At 44.1% G+C, this 20,085-nt stretch carries 20 protein-coding genes; all 20 read right to left on the reverse strand.

Annotated elements, in window-relative coordinates; genetic code table 11:
• Nucleotides 1–83 precede the first annotated feature (83 nt).
• Nucleotides 84–1,541: a tetratricopeptide repeat protein gene (locus tag PHV44_03575; protein MDD5592365.1), complete on the reverse strand. Its 1,458-nt coding sequence runs from the start codon at nt 1,539–1,541 to the stop codon at nt 84–86.
• Between the two features lie 49 nt (nt 1,542–1,590).
• Nucleotides 1,591–3,771: an acetyl-CoA decarbonylase/synthase complex subunit alpha/beta gene (gene acsB, locus PHV44_03580; protein ID MDD5592366.1), complete on the reverse strand. Its 2,181-nt coding sequence runs from the start codon at nt 3,769–3,771 to the stop codon at nt 1,591–1,593.
• Nucleotides 3,764–5,029, reverse strand: a complete 1,266-nt coding sequence (locus tag PHV44_03585) for an FAD-dependent oxidoreductase (protein ID MDD5592367.1) — start codon at nt 5,027–5,029, stop codon at nt 3,764–3,766. Before PHV44_03585 ends, acsB begins: the two co-directional genes overlap by 8 nt.
• A gap of 42 nt (nt 5,030–5,071) precedes the next feature.
• Nucleotides 5,072–5,521 carry a 4Fe-4S dicluster domain-containing protein gene (locus PHV44_03590; protein MDD5592368.1) on the reverse strand — a complete coding sequence of 150 codons (450 nt, stop codon included), beginning with the start codon at nt 5,519–5,521 and terminating at the stop codon, nt 5,072–5,074.
• A 91-nt stretch (nt 5,522–5,612) separates the two neighbouring features.
• Complete coding sequence (gene cooS / locus PHV44_03595) at nt 5,613–7,523, reverse strand: anaerobic carbon-monoxide dehydrogenase catalytic subunit (GenBank protein MDD5592369.1); 1,911 nt, start codon at nt 7,521–7,523, stop codon at nt 5,613–5,615.
• Between the two features lie 17 nt (nt 7,524–7,540).
• Nucleotides 7,541–8,416, reverse strand: coding sequence for a methylenetetrahydrofolate reductase (locus tag PHV44_03600; protein ID MDD5592370.1), 876 nt, complete (start codon nt 8,414–8,416; stop codon nt 7,541–7,543).
• Between the two features lie 183 nt (nt 8,417–8,599).
• Nucleotides 8,600–9,445, reverse strand: coding sequence for a bifunctional 5,10-methylenetetrahydrofolate dehydrogenase/5,10-methenyltetrahydrofolate cyclohydrolase (locus PHV44_03605; GenBank protein ID MDD5592371.1), 846 nt, complete (start codon nt 9,443–9,445; stop codon nt 8,600–8,602).
• On the reverse strand, nt 9,423–9,986 hold the full coding sequence (locus PHV44_03610) for a cyclodeaminase/cyclohydrolase family protein (GenBank protein MDD5592372.1): 564 nt from the start codon (nt 9,984–9,986) through the stop codon (nt 9,423–9,425). Before PHV44_03610 ends, PHV44_03605 begins: the two co-directional genes overlap by 23 nt.
• Complete coding sequence (locus tag PHV44_03615; GenBank protein ID MDD5592373.1) at nt 9,983–11,683, reverse strand: formate--tetrahydrofolate ligase; 1,701 nt, start codon at nt 11,681–11,683, stop codon at nt 9,983–9,985. Before PHV44_03615 ends, PHV44_03610 begins: the two co-directional genes overlap by 4 nt.
• A 2-nt stretch (nt 11,684–11,685) precedes the next feature.
• The gene (locus PHV44_03620; protein MDD5592374.1) at nt 11,686–12,066 is read right to left on the reverse strand and encodes a YraN family protein; all 381 of its coding nucleotides are present in this window, start codon (nt 12,064–12,066) and stop codon (nt 11,686–11,688) included.
• Nucleotides 12,048–12,662, reverse strand: coding sequence for a ribonuclease HII (locus PHV44_03625; GenBank protein MDD5592375.1), 615 nt, complete (start codon nt 12,660–12,662; stop codon nt 12,048–12,050). Before PHV44_03625 ends, PHV44_03620 begins: the two co-directional genes overlap by 19 nt.
• 11 nt (nt 12,663–12,673) lie before the next feature.
• Complete coding sequence (gene rplS / locus PHV44_03630; GenBank protein ID MDD5592376.1) at nt 12,674–13,030, reverse strand: 50S ribosomal protein L19; 357 nt, start codon at nt 13,028–13,030, stop codon at nt 12,674–12,676.
• Nucleotides 13,031–13,045: 15 nt separating this feature from the next.
• Entirely contained in the window at nt 13,046–13,765 is a 720-nt protein-coding gene (trmD, locus tag PHV44_03635; protein ID MDD5592377.1) for a tRNA (guanosine(37)-N1)-methyltransferase TrmD, read from the reverse strand.
• Nucleotides 13,766–13,844: 79 nt separating this feature from the next.
• A complete protein-coding gene (tgt, locus tag PHV44_03640) occupies nt 13,845–14,990 on the reverse strand; it encodes a tRNA guanosine(34) transglycosylase Tgt (protein ID MDD5592378.1) in 1,146 nt (381 codons plus the stop codon).
• A gap of 24 nt (nt 14,991–15,014) precedes the next feature.
• Nucleotides 15,015–16,004 carry a tRNA preQ1(34) S-adenosylmethionine ribosyltransferase-isomerase QueA gene (gene queA, locus PHV44_03645; GenBank protein ID MDD5592379.1) on the reverse strand — a complete coding sequence of 330 codons (990 nt, stop codon included), beginning with the start codon at nt 16,002–16,004 and terminating at the stop codon, nt 15,015–15,017.
• Between the two features lie 2 nt (nt 16,005–16,006).
• The gene (locus tag PHV44_03650) at nt 16,007–17,161 is read right to left on the reverse strand and encodes a SpoIID/LytB domain-containing protein (protein MDD5592380.1); all 1,155 of its coding nucleotides are present in this window, start codon (nt 17,159–17,161) and stop codon (nt 16,007–16,009) included.
• Nucleotides 17,162–17,169: 8 nt separating this feature from the next.
• Nucleotides 17,170–17,385, reverse strand: a complete 216-nt coding sequence (locus PHV44_03655; GenBank protein ID MDD5592381.1) for a DUF2905 domain-containing protein — start codon at nt 17,383–17,385, stop codon at nt 17,170–17,172.
• A 70-nt stretch (nt 17,386–17,455) separates the two neighbouring features.
• Nucleotides 17,456–17,992, reverse strand: coding sequence for an epoxyqueuosine reductase QueH (locus tag PHV44_03660; protein MDD5592382.1), 537 nt, complete (start codon nt 17,990–17,992; stop codon nt 17,456–17,458).
• 186 nt (nt 17,993–18,178) lie between these two features.
• Complete coding sequence (locus PHV44_03665) at nt 18,179–18,874, reverse strand: DUF3800 domain-containing protein (GenBank protein MDD5592383.1); 696 nt, start codon at nt 18,872–18,874, stop codon at nt 18,179–18,181.
• Between the two features lie 249 nt (nt 18,875–19,123).
• Entirely contained in the window at nt 19,124–19,807 is a 684-nt protein-coding gene (locus PHV44_03670) for a serine protease (protein MDD5592384.1), read from the reverse strand.
• Between the last annotated feature and the right edge of the window lie 278 nt (nt 19,808–20,085).

A 20,085-nucleotide genomic window follows, 5' to 3' on the forward strand; every position in this document is an offset into this window, starting at 1 on the left:
AAAAATAGGCCCGGGAGAATCTTTTTTTAACATTAATTAAACACGGAAATTGATTAAGGGCTGGATGATTTTGCAGCTCTATCTCATTCTAAAAGTTTATTACGGATCGTATTTACCAGGTCGCTGATTTCTGTATCGGAAGGGTCCAGATATTCCGCCACAGTGGCTTCTTTTAAAGCCGCGGTGTATTGGCCCTGATAAAAACTCCGCCTGGCGAGTTCTAAATGCCCTAAGGCGCGGCTTTTATTATCTGGTTGAGCCTGCAAGGCAGTATCTTCTTCTAATGCCTGCCCTTCTTTTTTTTCAAATAATTGTTTTCTTTCCTCGTTCTTTTCCTCTAATAATCCTTCTTCAAGAGGCTCCTCTTTTTTGCTGAGCCGGGGCGTTTCTGTTTCTATTTGAGGCTCAACCTGGCCAAAGGGCTCCTGCCCCTTTTGATCTCTTTCAGGTTGCGCGGTTTGCCCTTCAGACGGAAGAATCCGGCTTTCTCTCAAGGGCCTAAATAAAGAGAGCACAGAATTCAATTCTTCCTGTTCTTTTTCCAAGGCCCCAAATTCTCCGTTCAGCTGGCTGCCCCTATCTTCAACCCGGAGCAATTCTTCAGAGACCTGCGAGAGTTGCCGTTGATTTTCTTGAAGTCGAAACATCAATTCCTCTCTTCGTTTGTCAAAGTCTAAAGATTGGGCCTCCAAGCCGGCTATTTGCTTTGGAAGTTCCTTAAGGCCCTCTTTCTGTTTGTCTAAAATGAATTTCTGGGTCTCTAATTCTTTAAGCGTATCCTCAAGTTGTTTTTGCTGCTCTTCAAAGAACTCTCTCTGGCCCTGGCTCTCCTGAAGCTGGCGCCTAATATCTTCTTTACGGATGCTTAAATCTAAAGATTGAGATTCTAAGTTAGTTATTTGTTCTGAAAGCTGCGGATATTTGGCTTGAAGGCCTTGTTCTTTACGAATTAAATCCTGCTTCTGTTTGTCTAAGGCGGCTTTTTGATTTCTTAATTTTTTGATTTTTATATCAAGCTGTTCTTGTTGTTGCTCAAGAGGCTCTAGGAACTGCTGACAGGCTTCAGGATAAAGAAGCGAAATCCCTCTGATTTGCTTCTTTGCTATTTCTACCCAGGAGTCTAAGGGATCACCCAGCTTTATTCTTTTTACCCAACATCCCACAGCATCGCTATATTTGCCTTGGCCTTCATAGAGCAGGGCCAAATTAGAATAGCTATTAGGATAATCCGGTTCTAATTCTATCGCCTTAAGATACATCTGTTTTGCCTGCGCAGGCTGCCCGAGAGTTTCAAGAATAACTCCGGTGTCGTTATACGCTGGCGCATAAGAAGGGTCAAGGACAATCGCCTTCTGGTAATAGGAGAAGGCCTCTTCTATCTTACCTTCCTGCTGTAATGCCAGGCCTCTTTCACGATAACTTATCGCCTCTTCCTGAAGCACGGTCAAACCGCTGCCTTGCGCGCAGAAACCGGGCAGGGGCAAAAAAAGCACGGCAATAATAAAATAAAAGGGGAGCAACTTTGCGGGGTAATTTGGCATTCTCGTGTTTTTTAGTATATAAGAAAACCCATAGCCGGTCAAGAGAAAATTACATCAACGGCGGCAAATCCAGGACAGGATGGTGCACCTTCTGCAAAAAAACCAACAGCTCTTCTTGCGTCGTAGCTATTGTTTCATCGGCGATCTTATCAATTAAATCAGGTTCGCCTAAATCTTGAGCGCGTTTTTTTAACTTATCCCCCAACAACTCTTTTAACTCTTTAGGCATCCAAACTAAGCGCTTTAATGCGCCTTCGGCTGAAATAAACTTCTTGCTCACTATATAAAGCTTACCCACGCCTAAGAAACCCGGGGTCTGCACGCCTCCGCCTACTGAACCGGCTAAGGTAGTGAAGGTCATGCCGCAGGGGGTCATCCCAGGATAATCCCTGTGCACGGCCATCACCCCGTTTGCTTCCGGGATAATCGCCACGATACACTCAAAACAGCCGCAAGACGATTGCGGAGAATCCATCAGGGAATACATACTTACCTTTTCGATGGCCTTATTGGATTTCTGGTTTACGAATTCATTTATATTTTTCCACTGCCCCAATTTCTCATCGAGCAGTTCACCCTTTAGCACAGGCTGGTTTGGCCCCGTCGGGACAATCTCGTAAGAGGCCTTGCCGTCAAGCCAGGAATATGCCCCGCATAACCCGAGGCGCTCGGGGGTAATAATACAGACATGATTAGGGGCAAAACTCTGACAGAGCGTGCAGCTGTAAAACGTATCTACGCTCTCATCAGTCATGCCGCTAATACGCTCATCGCGCTCATCAAAAACCTTCTTGGCTTGAGGTAATAATTTTTCCACATCCGCTGATTTAGTATATATTTTCACCTGTACCTTGTCCAGGATGGCGCTGTATTCCTGGTGCAGCATGGCATGTAAAATTACGCCGATATGCTTAAGCCGGAAACCCTTATTAAAGGCATCGTTGGATATCCTGATCCAGTTCATATCCCTCTGGCCTATATGCATCAGGCCCATGGCATAATTAACAAAGCGGTGGATCTGGCGCTCTAATATGGGTTCGAAGTCTTTTTGCATTTTGCGGCCGGCTACTTCCACCACAATCGCCAGGGGCATGGCCTTTTTATCTTTCTCCATCCGGTCGATATCCTCGCCAATAAGCTCTACCTTGCCGTCTTCAACTTCATCTAACTTTTTGGTCGTTAGGTATTCAAAGGCATGGCTAGCCTTACCGCCGAATTCAACATACAATTGTTCTTTCCTGACGCGTTCACCCTCAAATGCCGCGGCATAAGCAACCGGTATGGGTATAGAGGTAATCTTCACTTTAACGCCCCTTACCTCTATGCAACGCGGCACAATCTTTTTATAATCTAATTCCTTTACCAACGCCTCATAAACCGTAATCCCCGAGGGTTTTATTTCCGGGATATCCGTATCGGCAATGATGGGGAAACCCATATTAATTGCCCCGGCGCCGGTAGCATACTTTATATCATCAAGTTCGCCTAAGACCAGCCCGAAGGCAAAGACGCGCTCTTTGGTATACATCAGGCACTTTTGTGCCTGGCCGGGCTTAATCCCGCCGAAGGTCAAAGCGGAGCGTATGGCCCAGTTCAAGGGATATATCGCAGAAATGGTATCGCGGCCGTAAGGGACAATATAATTATCCCAGCCCATCTGCACGTTTTCTTCCAAGAGCTGGTCGATGATGGAGCGTCCCTTGACGGAAGAACCGACAAAAATCAGGATATTCCTCTGTTGCAGCTGCCGTATAATATCCACTGCTGTTTTATTATCCGGGGCAGCCCCCAGTATCGCCGCAAACCCCGGCATACGGCCGTCTACCAGTTGTATCCCCAGGGAACGCATAATCGTATCCGTAAAGAAACCGTTACAATCCTTTTGCGGCTCTTCGCTGTAAAGATAGCGTAGCGCCACAATAATTTCTTCGCAGAATAATGCCGACATACCCGCATTCAAGGCATCCCCAAGGTAGGGAAGCCAGACTTTATCCGACGGCGGTTTAGGTAAAAGGGACTTAGCATGTTCTAAAATAGGTAATGCCTCCTTTAAGGTCTCAACCTTCGCGCCCAGGAGTGCATTAGCTAAAGGCAGATAGAATGCCGTTTCGGGAAAATCGATTTTCTGACTAGGCCCTTTTTCTTTGATGGCCTTGTCTAAAAAACTTGAGGCCTCTTTAAAAATTTCATGCGCGCCCTTTATAACCGAAGTAGCTACAACCTTAGACATATAAGTGCTCCTTATCTTTAACTAAAGCCATAATATCAGGGTAACCGAAATTCTCCCGGAGTAACTTATCCTTAAAAGACGATACCTCTATGCGCTCTCTAATCAATCTCAAGAGGACGCCGCTATTCTTAATATCGCCTACCAATATTGCCCCCACCGCAAAATTATCTTTTAAGATTATCTTTTTGTAAAGATTTGCCTTTGTATCATGGAGTTTTAGTTCTTCAAAACCGGCCTCGCCGTCTTTTACTTTATATATACCCAAAGATACCGCAGGCAGGCCAAAAAATTCTATGGAATTCATGCCCAGAGAACCCGCGTAATTCAAATTTCCTCCGGCTATATTCGCACCGGCAACCCTGCCCTGTTCCACTGCCACCGGCCAAAGGGCATTCACGCAAAGCCCGCCCAAAGTTAGATCAAAACTCTCCGCGCAATCACCGGCAGCGTAAATATTAGCTATGTTAGCCTGTAAAAGATTATTGGTAATTATGCCTTCGTTAAATTTTATCTCTGTTTCCTTGATGGGGTCCATATTCGGGGTAACGCCCTTACCTACGACGACCAGCGAGGTTTCAAAGGCCTTGCCCGAACCAAGCTTAATCGCCTTTATGTCGCCGTTACCGATAATCTCTGCTACATCCTCACCTAAAATGAATTCAATACCGTTCTCCTCTAATCTTTTCTGCACAAAACCGGCTGCCTCAGAATCCAGCATCTGCGATAATACCTGCCTGGACTTAATCACTACTTTTACGCCGACATTCCTCTTTTTTAAAGCATACGCGGCTTTAAGCCCGACGAGGCCGCCGCCCAAAACACAGGCTGCCTTGGTTATTGGCAGGAGGCCGGAGATTTCTTTCGCGTCTTTTATAGTGCGCAGGCCAAATACGCCCCTTTTCTTAATACCTTTTGTCTCGGGTAATTTTGGCGAAGCGCCTGTGGCTATAAGCAAGGTGTCGTAACTGACCTGAGTCTTATCTTCTAAAGTTATACGGCTCTTCTTAGGGTCAATGCGCGCTACTTTCTTATTCAAAAATAACTCAATATTATTTTCGCGGTAGAAATCTTCCGGCCGGTATAAAATCTTTTCTTCTTTTACGTCGCCGGCTAAATAATAAGAGATAAGGCAACGGCAATAGGCAGGATAATCCTCATCGGAAAAAATGAGGATTTTAGCGGCTACGTCATTTTTTCTTATTGCCTCAGCCGCGCTTATGCCTGCTGCCGAATTGCCGATTATAACGTATTGTTTCATCCTTAACCTATTACCTCCAACAACATTAAAACATTAAAACATTTAAACTTTCAAACTAAGTTCCTCTTGCCAGATAATCGCACCCGTAGGGCAGGCCTTAACACAACTCGGTTCATCTTTATCCTTACATTTATCACAGCGTAAGGGTAACTTTGTCTTTATATTCGGCCTGATAGCGCCGTAGGGACAAACCATCACGCACATCCAGCATCCTACGCAGCGCTTATCGTCATGCAGGACCATGCCTTTTTCTTTATCATAAACCAAGGCCGCAGCCATACAGGCATCTACGCAGACGGGGTCTTTACAATGCCGACAGGAAACCGGATAGTTCTTATCTTTTGAGGCTAAAACTTTTTTCCTGGGCAGGGATAAAACTTCTTCTTTAAACGCCTTAAATAAATCGCCCGTAAGAGAATGCGCCACGGCACAGGCGATCTCGCAGGATTTACAACCCAGGCATTTTTTTACATCATAATATAACTGCTTCATCTCGTCTCAGGGACGGTTCTCAAGATAATCTTAAAGTGTCCCCTGAAAAGGGACACTTTTGCTTTGAGTTGAGAACCGTCCCTACTATTTTTCATTCATACATTACCGGCTTGAGCTTCAAATCTTTTCTTTTCTTATCAATATGTTCAATCATCAGATGTGCGGCTTTTATGGGATCAACCTCAAAAGCAAATTTTCCTCCCACTAAGTCCTGGAGGTCTCCGGTAATAAAATCGGTTACTTTCTGACTTCCTAGAACCGGTTGAGGCGTGCCAAAAACAGTGAATACGCCGCTGGCCACAAAATAAAAACCAATAGAAACTGCCTTCTCGCTCATCCATTCTGGCGCTGCTCCTGCTACCGGCAGGTCGCTAATCTTCTCACCCAAGCCACCTTCTTCAATAATCTTGGAGCAGGCAATTAAAATCCTGGAATTATCTACACAACTTCCTACATGCAAGACCGGAGGAATCCCTACTGCCTCGCAAATCTCCTGTAACCCCTTGCCGGCAAATTCAAATGCTGATTCCGGCTTCAATAATCCTATCTTTGCGTTAGCAATGGCTGAACAACCAGTCACTACCACCAAGACATTATTCTTGAGCAGCTCCTTTACCATTGCCGTATGGCCAAGGTCATGGGGCACATTAGGATTATTGCAGCCAACCACTCCGGCTATCCCGCGCAATCTCCCTGAAATTATACCCTCATTTACCGGTTTCCAGGTAGAACGATATTCTCCGCCAATAATATAAGGAATATCTTCAGCGGTAAATCCGGCAATTAAATCCATTGATTCCTCAGGGATGACCACCCTGGCTTTATTCCTATTCTCAAAATTATCAACTGCCTTCTTGAGGATTAATTTACAGATTTCAAATGCCTTCTCTTGTTTAAATTCAATATGGGTAACACCGGGAAATTTAGCCTTGGGGCTTGTGGTGATCAATTGCGTATGGAAACAATTGGCAACCTCGGCTAACGCCGGCATAATGCATTGAACGTCAACCATCATCAATTCCACCGCTCCGGTAAGGATGGCTAATTCCTGTTGAAGAAAATTTCCTGCCACATGGATCCCGTGGCGCATAAGAATCTCATTAGCCGTACAACACATACCCACAATATTAATGCCTTCTGCGCCCTTTGCCTTGGCCAATTTGATTAGTTCCGGATCCTGGCCTGCCTGGACAATCACATCAGAAAGAGTAGGTTCATGCCCGTGGACAACTACATTGACGTAATTTTCTTTTAAAACCCCCAAATTAACTTTTGATTTAATGGGAATGGGCGCTCCGAACAGAATATCGCTTAATTCCGTGGCAATCATTGAGCCGCCCCAGCCATCAGATAGGGCGGTACGCAAGCCATGCATGATAATATTCTTATAATCGTTATCTACCCCCATATGCGTGCGGTGCATACATTCAACAATTTCGCGGTCAATACCCCGCGGCACAACCCCTAATTTTCTCCAGGCATCCTGGGTCTTTTTGGGGGCGCGCGAAATAAAGCGAAGCTCATCTTCTTGCTGACCAAATTCATGTAATGCCTTTGCTGCCACCTCACCTGCAATCTCTAAATCTTTTTTACCCTCAACCTTTATTCCATAAAGAAAAGCTACTTCTTTTAACTTGACCGGATTACTTATTTTATAATCATGGGCCTTGCCCTCTGAGGCCAAAAGTAAAGCCTCGGCAATGTCTCTTCCGTGATCAGAGTGGGCAGCCGCGCCTGAAGCAATCATTCTTAAAAGATTGCGGGCAACAATAGTATCGGCGCTTGCGCCGCAGACTCCCTTTTTCGCGCCTTCTCCGAATGGATCAATCCGACAGGGGCCCATGTTACATATACGGCAACAGATACCTAATTGGCCAAATCCGCACTGCGGCTGCATAATCTCATAACGGTCCCAAACAATCTCAATGTTATCAAGCCCTGCCTGCTCAATCATCTTTTGGCTGGCAGGATCTACTGATTTTGTTTTTATGTTATTATTCACCTTAATCCTCCCGATATCTATAGTCCTGCTGCATCCAATACCAAAGGGACCTTCTTATCCCAGCCAATGGGCATGATATGAATTCCATGACACATTGGTTTTAATTCTTTTATTAATCGTACGGCTATCTCTATAGACCTCTTCGCTCTCTCTTCTTTAGGCGCTGAGCTCATTTCATCTATCAGGTTCTGCGGGACAGTAACCCCGGCAACATTCTCATTCATATACTTTGCCATACCCGCGGATTTCAATAAAACGATACCTGCCAATATGGTTGTCTTAAGGTGCTTTATTTTATTTAAAAAATTCTCAAAGACTTTTATATCATAAACTGCTTGGGTCTGAAAGAATTCTGCGCCAGCTTCTATCTTCTTTTCCATCTTCAGGATCTGCGGCTCTATGGGGTCTGCCCCGGGGTTAACCACAGCACCGACGCAAAATTTAGGCGGCTGGCCTTCCAATTTATTCCCTTTCATATCAGAACCTTCCTGAAGTTTCTTCACTACGCCTAATAATTGCACGGAATCCAAATCAAATACGGGTTTTGCTTCCGGGTGGTCGCCTAAAGTAGTATGGTCGCCGGTTAAAATAAGTAAATTTTCTATGCCCAAGGCGGCGGCGGATAAGATATCCGACTGAAGCGCAAGGCGATTCCTGTCGCGGCAGGTCACCTGGAATATCGGCTCAAACCCCTTCTGTTTTAATAAACTAGAAACGGCTAAAGACCCCAGGCGCATCACCGAGCTTTGTAAGTCCGTGACGTTTATAGCATCTACGCGGCCGCGGATGAGTTCAGCGTCCTCCAGAAGAATCTTGGTCTCAATCCCCTTCGGCGGCCCAATCTCCGAAGTCACCAAAAACTTCCCAGACTCTAATTTTTCTTTGAAAGTCATTACTATCTTCTCTTTAGCGGGTGACGCGGGAGATGCCTCGAGCCAAATTTGGCGAGAGGCTCATCACGCGGTGAGGACCCGCTACCTCACCAGCGAAAAAAAGACAGATTCATTTACTATGTTATCAGGGACAGTCCCCTTGGTTTGCTTCGGATTAGCTTTCTACGGGGACAGTCCCTGTTACTATTCTTGTTGTAACTTTGCTGCTTCGACGACGTTACGCATCAGCATAGTAACGGTCAGGGGGCCGACACCGCCGGGAACCGGGGTAATATAGGATGCGCGTTTTTCTGCAGCCTCAAATTCCACATCGCCGACGATTTTATCAGCCACGCGGTTTATCCCCACATCAATCACCACTGCGCCCTCTTTAATCCATTCGCCTTTAATGAGCCCGGCCCTGCCTACTGCCACAATCAAAACTTCGGCCTTATTGACGTGCTCCTCTAATTTTTCTGCCTTTGACGTGCCGATATGGCAGACCGTAACCGTAGCAAATTTATCCAATAATAAAAGTGAAAGCGGCTTACCCACGATTTCGCTGTGGCCTACGACTACCACTTCCTTACCGTATAAATCCAACCCTGTTTCTTTCAATAGCTCCATTACCGCTGCCGGGGTACAAGGCAATATCTTCGCCTGGCCAAAAACAATCTTACCAATATTCGCCGGGTGCATTCCCTCCACATCTTTATCCGGTGAAATATACTGGCTGATTTTTTTATAATCTATTTGGGGCGGAAGCGGCATCTGGATAATAATACCGTTAATAGACTTATCTATATTTAATTTCCAGATAAATTCAGTAAGGGAAACCTCAGTAGTATCCGCGCTTAACTTATGGAATTGATATTCTATGCCTAAGCCCTCTGCGTTTTTTTTCTGAGACTTTGCGTAGGCCTCGGCACCGGCGTTATCCCCTACCTGGATACTGGCTAAAACCGGCTTATTCTTTAAAGAAACTATCTCTTGTTTGATCCCTTCTTTTATCTTCTCTGCTAACGGCTTACCCTCTAATAATTTTGCCAACTTTCTCCTCCATCTCCTGTCTTATCCTTTTTACGGTCTTTTCTTTCTGGATTAATTCTTTTCTCACGGCAGTAGCCAGCTTTTTATCGCCCAGCATCTTTAGGTTTATCTCGACATTAAAATACGCCGAAGCAAAGGCTGCCTCTAAAAGAATTGCCGCCACTGCCACGTCGCTGATAAGGTTAAGGTTGCCTTTGGTAATCAGGGGCGGGCATAATTTTATCCCTTCATAAGAAAGCCGCGCTATCATAAAAGGAACATCCAGGGCATCCCGGATATTTTTACTCTGATAGGCGACAACGTCTAAATCTACTAAATTTAAAAATTCCTCTCTTAATTTTTCGGATTTCTCTATTATCTTCTTTAACGCGTCTTCATATTTGGCATATTTGGGTTTTCCTAAGGTAAAATTTACCACCATACTGATTAAAGATGCGCCCAGGCCGGCGTTCAATGCGGCGGCAGAACCGCCTCCGGGAGCGGGAAGTTTAGCGGATAGATCGTTTAAGTATCTTTTCAGGCTCAGGTCTTTATAGTTCATGATAATCCGACGATTTCTCCTTTCTCATTCAGGTCAATCTTCTCGCCTACCGGATGGCTGGGCAGCCCGGGCATAGTCTGCATATTTGCGCAGAGAGGGTACAAGAATCCTGCGCCGATAGAAGCGCGAATATCTCTTATTGGCAGGATAAAGTTTCTGGGCCTTCCCTTTAGGTTCGGGTCGTGGGATAAAGAAAGATGAGTTTTAGCCATACATATGGGCAATTTATCCCATCCGCGTTCGTTAAACAATTTAATTTTTGCTTGCGCCAAGTCCGCATATTCTACGTCTTTGGCGCCGTAAATTTTAGTAGCAATAATCTTAATTTTCTCCTTAATGGGCGCATCCAGCGTATAGAGGAATTTAAATTTCTTAGGCGAATTCGCTGCCTTAATTACTGCCCTGGCTAAATCTGTCCCGCCTTTTGAACCTTTGCTAAAGACTTCACTTACGCAACAATCATGGGCGCCAAACCCTAAAGCCTTCTCCTTGACAAAATCTATTTCTTTATCCGTATCGCAGGAAAACCTGTTTATCGCTACTACTACCGGAATGCCGAATACCTTAACATTCTCTATTTGTTTTTCCAGATTACAGAGACCCTCCCCTATTGCCCTTATATCTTCTTTCTCAAAACAAGTATCTAAGGGCATGCCGGCGACAACTTTAAATCTTCCGCTGTGCGCCTTTAATGCCCTGATAGAACAAACAATTACTGCGGCATCGGGGATGAGCCCGCTGACCCGGCATTTGATATCAAAAAACTTTTCTGCCCCGCAGTCAGCGCCAAAGCCTGCCTCGGTAACTACATATTCGGAAAACGCCAAAGCAATCTTATCGGCTAATATCGAACTATTGCCGTGCGCAATATTAGCAAAAGGCCCTGCGTGCACGAAACAAGGCGTATGCTCAATGGTCTGGATAAGGTTAGGTTTTATGGCATCTCGTAAAAGTACGCTCATGCTGCCTGCGGCTTTTAAATCCTGGGCGGTTACCGGCTTATTGTCAAAAGTATCTGCCAAGACAACCCTGCCGATACGTTTACGCAGGTCAGCTAAACTACTGCTCAGCGCTAATATTGCCATCAGCTCTGAAGCAACGGTAATATCAAAACCAGTATCCCGCGCAATACCGTCTTCTTTTGCGCCTAAGCCGATTTTTACGTTCCTCAAGAACCTGTCGCTTATATCTGCTACCCGGCGCCAGTAGATTTTTTCCGGGTCGATATTCAGGCGGTTGCCCTTAAAAACAGAATTATCTAAAAACGCTGCTGCCAGATTATTAGCAATACCCACCGCATGCACATCGCCGGTAAAATTCAAATTAAAATCCTCCATGGGCAATACCTGGGAATATCCTCCTCCTGCGGCACCGCCCTTTATACCAAAAACAGGGCCTAAGGAAGGCTGCCTTATGCAGGTTGAGGTAAGTTTACCCAACTTGTTTAAAGCCATAGAAAGGCCGATAGTAGTTACGGTCTTTCCTTCACCCAGCGGCGTAGGAGTGATAGCCGTAACTAAAATATATTTGCCTTTCTTTTTATTTTTGATCTTATCCAGGATACCCAGGTCTATCTTGGCAATATTGCGGCCGTAAGGGATAAGGTATTCTTTGCCGATTTTTAATTTAGCGGCTATCTTTTCTATGGGTTCTTTTCGCGCCTTGCGGGCGATTTCAATATCGGGTAACATAACTATACCTAATAGATAAAACTGCTATCCAGTTCAAACGCGTTTTTGATTAGTTCCAGGCGGGGATTATCCTGCGCATATAATATAGAGATAACATCAAACCTGGCTTTTTTATCTAACAGATTATTTTCTTTAAGATATGTAAGGGCTGCTTTAGAGATTTGCCTTTGTTTAAAAGCCGGCACTGCCTCCTGCGGCAGGCCAAACCTATCCGAATGCCTCGTCTTTACTTCCACGAAGCAAAGCGTATCTTTATCAGAAGCTATGATATCTATTTCGCCTAATTTTGTTTTATAGTTCCTGGCGAGAATCTTATAACCCTTATCTTTTAACAAGGCCGCGGCCAGTTCTTCCCCTGATTTGCCTGTAGCTAGATGTTGTTTACGCACCCTAAGAAAGTTTTTCTATGAATCCTGGAGGGCCCGAATCTTTTAATCAAGCGCCTGTGCTGTTTTGTCGGGTAGCCCTTATGCTGCAAAAATCCGTATTGCGGGTATACCTTATCATATACAGACATGATGCGGTCACGGATAACCTTGGCGATGATGGAAGCGCAGGCAATAGTCTTGGATTTGGCGTCGCCTTTGATGATAGTCGTGAAGGGCAGGCTTATATCAAGGCCCATGTTCCCGTCTATAATGACGTGGATGCGCTTTTCGGGAGCCTCTTTTAGCTTATTTACGAGCGCAAGTATTGCCGCTTCCATAGCGCGGCGCGTCGCCACCAGGATATTCAAATTGTCAATGATCTTTTCGTTTATTACCCCGACGCCGAATACGGATTTCTGGGTGATTTCAAAAAAGGCCCTTTCTCTCTGTAAAGCGGTTAACTTTTTGGAATCGTCTATGCGGTTTTTAAAAGATACGGTTCTTAAGGTTACTGCTGCTGCGACTACCGGCCCTGCCAGAGGGCCGCGGCCTGCTTCATCTACCCCGATGATGAAATCGTAGCCTCTTTTTTTAAGCTTACGCTCGTAGTAGAGCAATTTATTTCTAGCTAAGCCTTTTCTTCTTCCTGCGCTTCAATCTTAGTGGCGCGCTTGCCAATCTTACCGCGCAGGTAGTAAAGCTTTGCCCTCTTTACTTTACCGGAGCGGGTAACTTCAATGCGCTCGATGCTCGGTGAATATAAAGGAAACACACGTTCGATACCTTCACCGTAAGAGACTCTTCTTACGGTGAAATTTTCATTCACTCCGCTGCCCTTCTTGGCGATAACTACGCCTTCAAAAGGATGCAGGCGCACTTTATCGCCTTCGGGGATTTTGATCATTACTTTTACCGTATCACCGACGTTAAATTTAGGCATCTCTTTTTTTGTGTATTCCGCTTCGATAAGTTTCATTTTATCCATAACATCCTCCTTAGATTAATTATCTTTTAATAAATCCGGCCTTGATTTTTTGGTAATTTTTAAGGCTTGTTTTTTTCTCCACTGCGCTATTTTTTTATGATTACCTGATAAAAGGATTGCCGGGACCTTCATGCCTTGATAATTGGCAGGCCTGGTATACTGTGGATACTCCAATAGATTACCCGTAAATGACTCAAAATTCAAGGAATTTTTATCCCCCAATACACCCGGGATAAGGCGCACTAAGGCATCCACTAAAACCATAGCCGGCAATTCCCCGCCGGTCAAGACATAGTCGCCGATAGAGATCTCTTCATCCACAAGAGAAAGCCGCACCCTTTCGTCTATGCCTTCATAATGCCCGCAGATTAAAATGAGGTGCTTACATTTGGCCAACTTTTGCGCTACTCTTTGATTTAATTTCTCACCCCGCGGGCATAATAAAATAACTTTTGTTTTTTTCGTATCGCGTATCGCGTATCGCGTATCGCGTATCTTCGATGCACGACGAAAAATATCATTCACTGCCCGGAATATGGGCTCTGGGTTTATCACCATGCCTGAGCCGCCGCCAAAAGGCCGGTCATCGACTTTCCTGTGTTTATCCAAAGTATAATCCCGCAGGTTATGGATGTAAATCTTGACCTTACCTTTATTTTGCGCCCGCTTGAGAATAGATTCATTCAGCACGGGTTCGAACATCTTGGGGAATATGGTGAGGATATCTATACGCATCGTATAAGGTATCAAAGTATCAAGGTGTCAAGGTATCAAAGTTTTTTCTTTGACACAATGACACCTGACACTATGACACTTAATTAGAATTATATTTATCTAAGAACCTCTTCTTGAACTCCTCAAACTGATCCTCTGCAATAGCCTCCCTGACCCTGCGCATCAGTTCCAAATAAAAATGTATATTATGCAGCGATACCAGCCTTAAGCCCAGGATTTCTTCGGTATTAAACAGATGGCGCAGATATGAGCGGCTAAAATTTTTACAGGCATAACAACTGCACTCTTTATCCAGAGGCCGGAAATCTTCTGCAAAAGGCGCGTTCCTGACGACCAGTTTGCCTTCGCTGGTAAAAGCCGTGCCGTTTCTGCCGTAACGCGTAGGCACTACGCAATCAAACATATCAATGCCTAAGCCCACTGCTTCCACGATATCCTTTGGCGTGCCTACTCCCATAAGATAGCGCGGTTTATCCTCAGGCAAGAAGTTCACCGTAAAATTAACAATATTATAGCTTAAGTTTTTAGGTTCACCAACAGAAACTCCGCCGATAGCATAACCGTCAAAGCCTAGCGCGATTAACCGCTCGCTGCATTCCCGGCGCAGCTCCTCATAAGTTGCACCCTGCACTATGCCAAATAGTAGTGTTTGGTGTTTGGTGTTTGGTGTTTGGTGTTTGGTGTTCGCCGATAACCGATAACCGATAACCGCCTTTGAGCGCTTCGCCCAATCCAGCGTCCTCTTCATCGCTACTTCAGCTTGGTCTCTACTAGAAGGATAATGCACACACTCATCCAAAGGCATAATAATATCCGAACCTAAATCGTCCTGGATACGGATAACCTCCTCGGGAGTCAAAAAATGTTTCTGGCCATCGATGTGAGACTGGAATTCAACGCCCTCATCGCTAACCTTCCTTAAAAGCGCCAAGCTGAATATCTGATAGCCTCCGCTATCGGTAAGTATAGGGCCTGGCCAAGACATAAAATTATGCAATCCCCCTGCCTTTTTAATTATACCCGTACCCGGACGCAAAAAAAGATGGTAGGCATTGGACAAGACAATCTGGGCGCCGCTCTCTTTTAATTCCTGAGGAGAAAGCGCCTTAACCGTCCCCTGCGTGCCTACCGGCATAAAACACGGAGTATCTATATCTCCGCGGGCTGTGTTGAGTTTGCCCAAACGCGCCTTTGCATTTTTATCTTGATGAATTAATTTAAACATTCAAACATTAAAACATTCTAACTTTCAAACAATCAGCATGGCATCGCCATAACTATAAAACCTGTATTTTTTATCAATAGCTTCCTGATATGCCTTTTTAATCAGTCCCTCGCCGGCAAAGGCGCAGGCTAACATAAACAGGGTAGTACGGGGAAGATGAAAATTGGTAATTAAAGCATCAGCCGCCTTAAATTTATACCCCGGATAGATAAATAAATCCGTCTCTCCTGCCTCATTACCAGAGGCATAACTCTCCAGGGCGCGGCAGGCAGTTGTCCCAACAGCAATTATACGCGCCTTTCTTAAGCGCGCCTGCCTTATGCTCTGGCGCGCCTCTTCACTCACCTGAAAAAACTCTTTATCCATTTTATGAACGCTAATGTCCTCTGTTTTCACTGGCTTAAACGTAGAATAGTTTATATGCAAGGTAATATAAGCGATATCCACGCCAATAGCTTTAATTTTATTTATTAATTCTTGAGTAAAATGTAACCCCGCCGTCGGAGAAGCAATAGAGCCTTCTTCTTTGGCATATACGGTCTGGTAATAAATACTATCTGAATCTTCCGGTGGCCTTTTAATATAAGGCGGTAGCGGCATCCTGCCTAAATTATAAACCGTATCTATATCCGCGTCAGAAAAAGTAACTTCATTTTTGGCGCTGATTTGCGCGGAAATTTTTCCTCCGTTAAAAACTATTTTTTCTTTAAGCCGCAATCGATGAGGCCTGATGAGTGCCTCAAAGGTTAAGCCGGATTTTTGCCTTAAGAGTAATAGCTCTACTCTCCCGCCGGTAGAGCGCGAGCCGATTAAACGGCTGGGTGTAACCTTAGTGTTATTTAATACCAAGAGGTCACCCGCCTGTAAATAATCTCTTATATCCTTAAAAATGCGGTGTTCGATAGTGGCTCGTTTACGGTCTAAAACTAAAAGCCGGGCCGTATCCCTCTCTTCTAAGGGGTATTGCGCGATTAATTCTTTGGGTAAGGGGTAATCGAAATCCGATAATTGCATCATCACTTGAGGTTATCCACGGAAGAAATCTGCGCACCGGGATAATAATATTCCAGTATCTTCTTATAGTCATATCCTTCTTTGGCCATAAAATAAGCGCCCCACTGGCAAAGGCCCACGCCATGGCCCCAACCCAGGCCTTCAAAGACTATATCATCATCCAATACTTTCACCTGGAAATTCGTGCTTCTGATAATATCCGGGCCTGCGATATTCCTGAAATCCTTGGCGGAAATCTTTATTTCTTTTTTATCACTTATTATTTTAAGGTCAGTAATACGGCTGGATTTATCATAACCCAAAATCAGGATATCCTCGATATCCCCAAGTTTGTATCCAGATTTTAGTAACGTATCTTTTAAATCTTTCCGCGCCAGAACGCTGTGCCAGCTAAAATGAGGAGACTCCCGGCAAAAATTGCAAGGTAGGCCCTTAAGTGGCCCTATATTTATATTCCAAAGTAGAGAGGCATCTTCTGTATGCCCGCCGCAGGTAGCGTGATAAAAAGCAGGAAGGATCTTATCCTTATAAGTAAGGACCATGCCAGCCGTTTCATCCACTGCCTTATTGATACGGTAACGCTCAGCGCCACGACCGCCGTACACCTGAGAATAGACGTCGCTGGTTAAATCAAAATCATTTTTGCTATTTTCCTGCATTTTATAGAGGGCAAAGGTACGGAATACTATGACCTCGGCCTTAAGCGATTCTATTGGCCGGTAATGCGAAGTCTCCCGCACCGAAATCCCTTTTATATAGTCCTCCAGGTCAATATAATTAATGGCCGTAAGCTTAGCGTAATCATCTTTGATAAACTGCATATTGCCTCTGAACATCCGGCCGTTAATCATAACGGCATCGGCTTTATCTGCCTTAATAAAAAGTTTATTTGTCCTGGATTTTATATCGCCCAATGAAATGCCTGTGCTATAAGATGTGAGGGTAGTGTTTAAGTTTTTGCCGCGGTTTAAAACTTTGTTCTCTGCCGGATCCAGGACTTCATAAGGCCCCTTTATCTCTAGCCTCAAAGAAGCAGCATTTTGTAAAATGGCTACCCGGATATACCTGGCCGTTCCGGCAAAAGAACTAACGACTAGCGACAAACGACTAACGACTAAAATAATTATCAATATAAATAATAATTTTAATTTGTTCAATGTGCTTTTTATCGGCGAGGCCATAGCCAAAATATTATAGAAAGGATGATACTAATTAATATAGATGTGGTTATAGGAAAATAAAAACTGAAATTCTTCTTCTGGATGCAGATATCTCCCGGCAACCTCCCTAAAAAGGGAATTTTATGGGCGAAGGTTAATAATACGCCTACGCCTAACAAAATAATACCGAAGATAATTAATGTTTTGCCGATTTCCTGCATCTTTGCCCGAAAGGGACTGTCCCCGTAGATATCGAACCCGTTAGAAACCAAGGGGACTGTCCCTGCCACATTATTTTTTCCTACTATACCTCTCTACTTCTGAATAAATGCAACCGCAATATTTCTGGCAATAAATACCGTGGGCCTTGGCTGAATCATGCGCCTGCTTAAAGCCCGGGCGGAAGTCCTCGTAATAAAAATTAACTCCCTCCACCTGCGCGATAGCCTCTCCGATTTTTTTGAGTAACTCCTGGTCCTGATAGGGGCTGACTAATAAAGTAGTGGAAAAAGAATCAAATCCTTTATCTTTTGCAGTCTTAGCAGTTGCTTTCAGGCGGAAAGTCCAGCAGAGCGAACACCTCTCGGGATTCTTTTCCTTAAGGTTCACCTCCTGAAAATACTGCGAAGGCTGATAATCAGGATAAATTACCTCCAGATTAACCCGCTTGCTATAATCTTCTACTGCCCGCCTTCTGTTTTGATATTCTGCAAGCGGATGGACATTGGGATTATAGAAAAATCCCGCCACCTCAAAGTCCTTCTCCCTTAATCTCTCCAAGGGATATATCAAACACGGCGCACAGCAGGTATGTAATAATAGTTTCATATTTCGTAACTAGTAAGCTCGTAACTCGTAACTAGTAATTTTAATACTATGTAAAAGCAAGCCAATCCACCCGTAAAAATAAGCTCTTGACAACATGCCTATTATAACCTATACTTATGTTTGGCTGTATGACCGAAACGGGTTCTCTTTTCGAGACCCTAATAAAATTAGGAAATACAGCCATTTTTATTTAAAAATCCATTCCCTAAGGCGTATCTTCTTGCCTATATATTGCTTAACCACCTTCACCACAGCCAATTTCATCGGATTTTCGCCTTTCTTCAAATCATAGTTAACCGCGCCTAACACTAAATCCGCAATACCAATCAAGTCATCTTTTTCAGAATCTCTGGGTTCAACGGTTTTTATAGTATTTCGTTTAGTACTTAAATTTATCTCCCGCTTAATATACTCGCAGATATTATCATCCCTCATCCTGACTTTTTTATCTAGATAAACAACCGCTTCATTTAATATGCTAGCATTTTCTAAGAGCAATTCTTTGGTAAAGAAATTATAGGCTCGAAACATTCCTCTTGATTTAGCTATTTTGATTTGTTTTTCCGTTAAATCTTTAATTTTCTTAATGTCATCGTCAAAATACCTCAATTCTAACTTCTCATTTGAAACTGCCAAGGCCCGAAAATAAATATGCTGCCTCAAGATTTCATCTAAGACCTCACAGGCTACCCTTGAGCGTTTAGAAGAAAAATAATGTATTTCTTTAAAATGGAATTCCTTCTGATAATTATGTTTTTGCCTTATTCGTTTTATAATTTCGTAAAGCGGCTCTCTATCCTTTACAAACAAAAGGCCGACAACAAACTTTCCCGTAGTACCGACTACGCCGCTCTCATCCTGATAAACAAAATGGCTCCTCAATCTTACTCCTTATACACACTCGCTTGAAAACCGTCTTAAGTTTTATAATCTTTTACTCGGTTTTACGGGTCCTGTCTTGGCTTGTTTTCTCGCAGGGACGCTCGTTTTGCCCAGCGTGCAAAACTTCGCTCGACTTTCGGCCTCGCTCTCACCGATAATTAATAGCGGGTGAACCGTGCCCGCTCGGCCTGCAAACGCCCTGCTCGAAACCAAGCCAATCCATCCGTAAAATACATAACAACCCTCTATCTATTCACCAACTTTAGTTTCTTTAGGCAATGGCGAATCACTAACTGATTCAGGTGGTACCGGTTTTAGTTTATCAAACCAATCAATGTAAGGTGTTATAGATCTAATTAACCCTACTCCAGGGAGAGCTTTACCAGTAGCTCTGTTCGGAATGTAAGCTGTTACAAAACCCACCAGTTCTGAAAAACGATCGAATGTTGGTCCGCCACTCACACCATTTATAACTACACCATCTACTAAATATGCTTCTCTTTCAGCTAGCCATGCACTTACGCGACCAGAAAAAAAACAAAGTTGAGTTGGATATACCGAAGGGAAACCACACCACCCCAACTCAACTCCTGCTTTTTTATGGCTTTTTTTCTCAAATAATGGTAAAACCTCATCTGGTAATGGCAGTTGACCTTTTGGAAGACGAATTAAAGCCGAATCAGTTGCGTCGTCCCAGTGGATAGACCGATTACCTTCTTTTAATAGAATTGTTTTGCCTGTTATGTGATGTTTAACTTTTATGGGTTGATCCCATTCCACAGCGTAATTGACAACATGCCATGCTGTAGCGATACCTATTACTTTTTCTCCTTCGGAAGAAGCGACAAGAAAACCTGTTCCACTTCCTGCTGGAGTACTTATATAAACAACGTGATTCTGCAAGTTTTCCAATACCTCATACAATTCTTTCACCGTATTATCCTCCTATCTAATTAGTGTGAATTTGGTAGTTTCGAGCTTGCGTTAGCATTTAGCGGGTGACGAGGCATGTTTTGAGCAGCATCTTGAAAATTCGAGCGGGCACGGTTGCCCCGCTAAATACGAAGCCGGGCAGAGCGAGAATTTTCACCGAAGTGCAGTGAGCCACGCTGGGGCGAACAAACGGTGCTGCGAAAAATATGCCTCGGCAGGACCCGCTACCTCGCAAGCGAGAAAAGCTGTAGTAAAATTAGTTATCAAATATCAGGGAC

Source organism: Candidatus Omnitrophota bacterium (assembly GCA_028717245.1).
Lineage (GTDB): Bacteria > Omnitrophota > Gorgyraeia > Gygaellales > Profunditerraquicolaceae > JAGUYA01.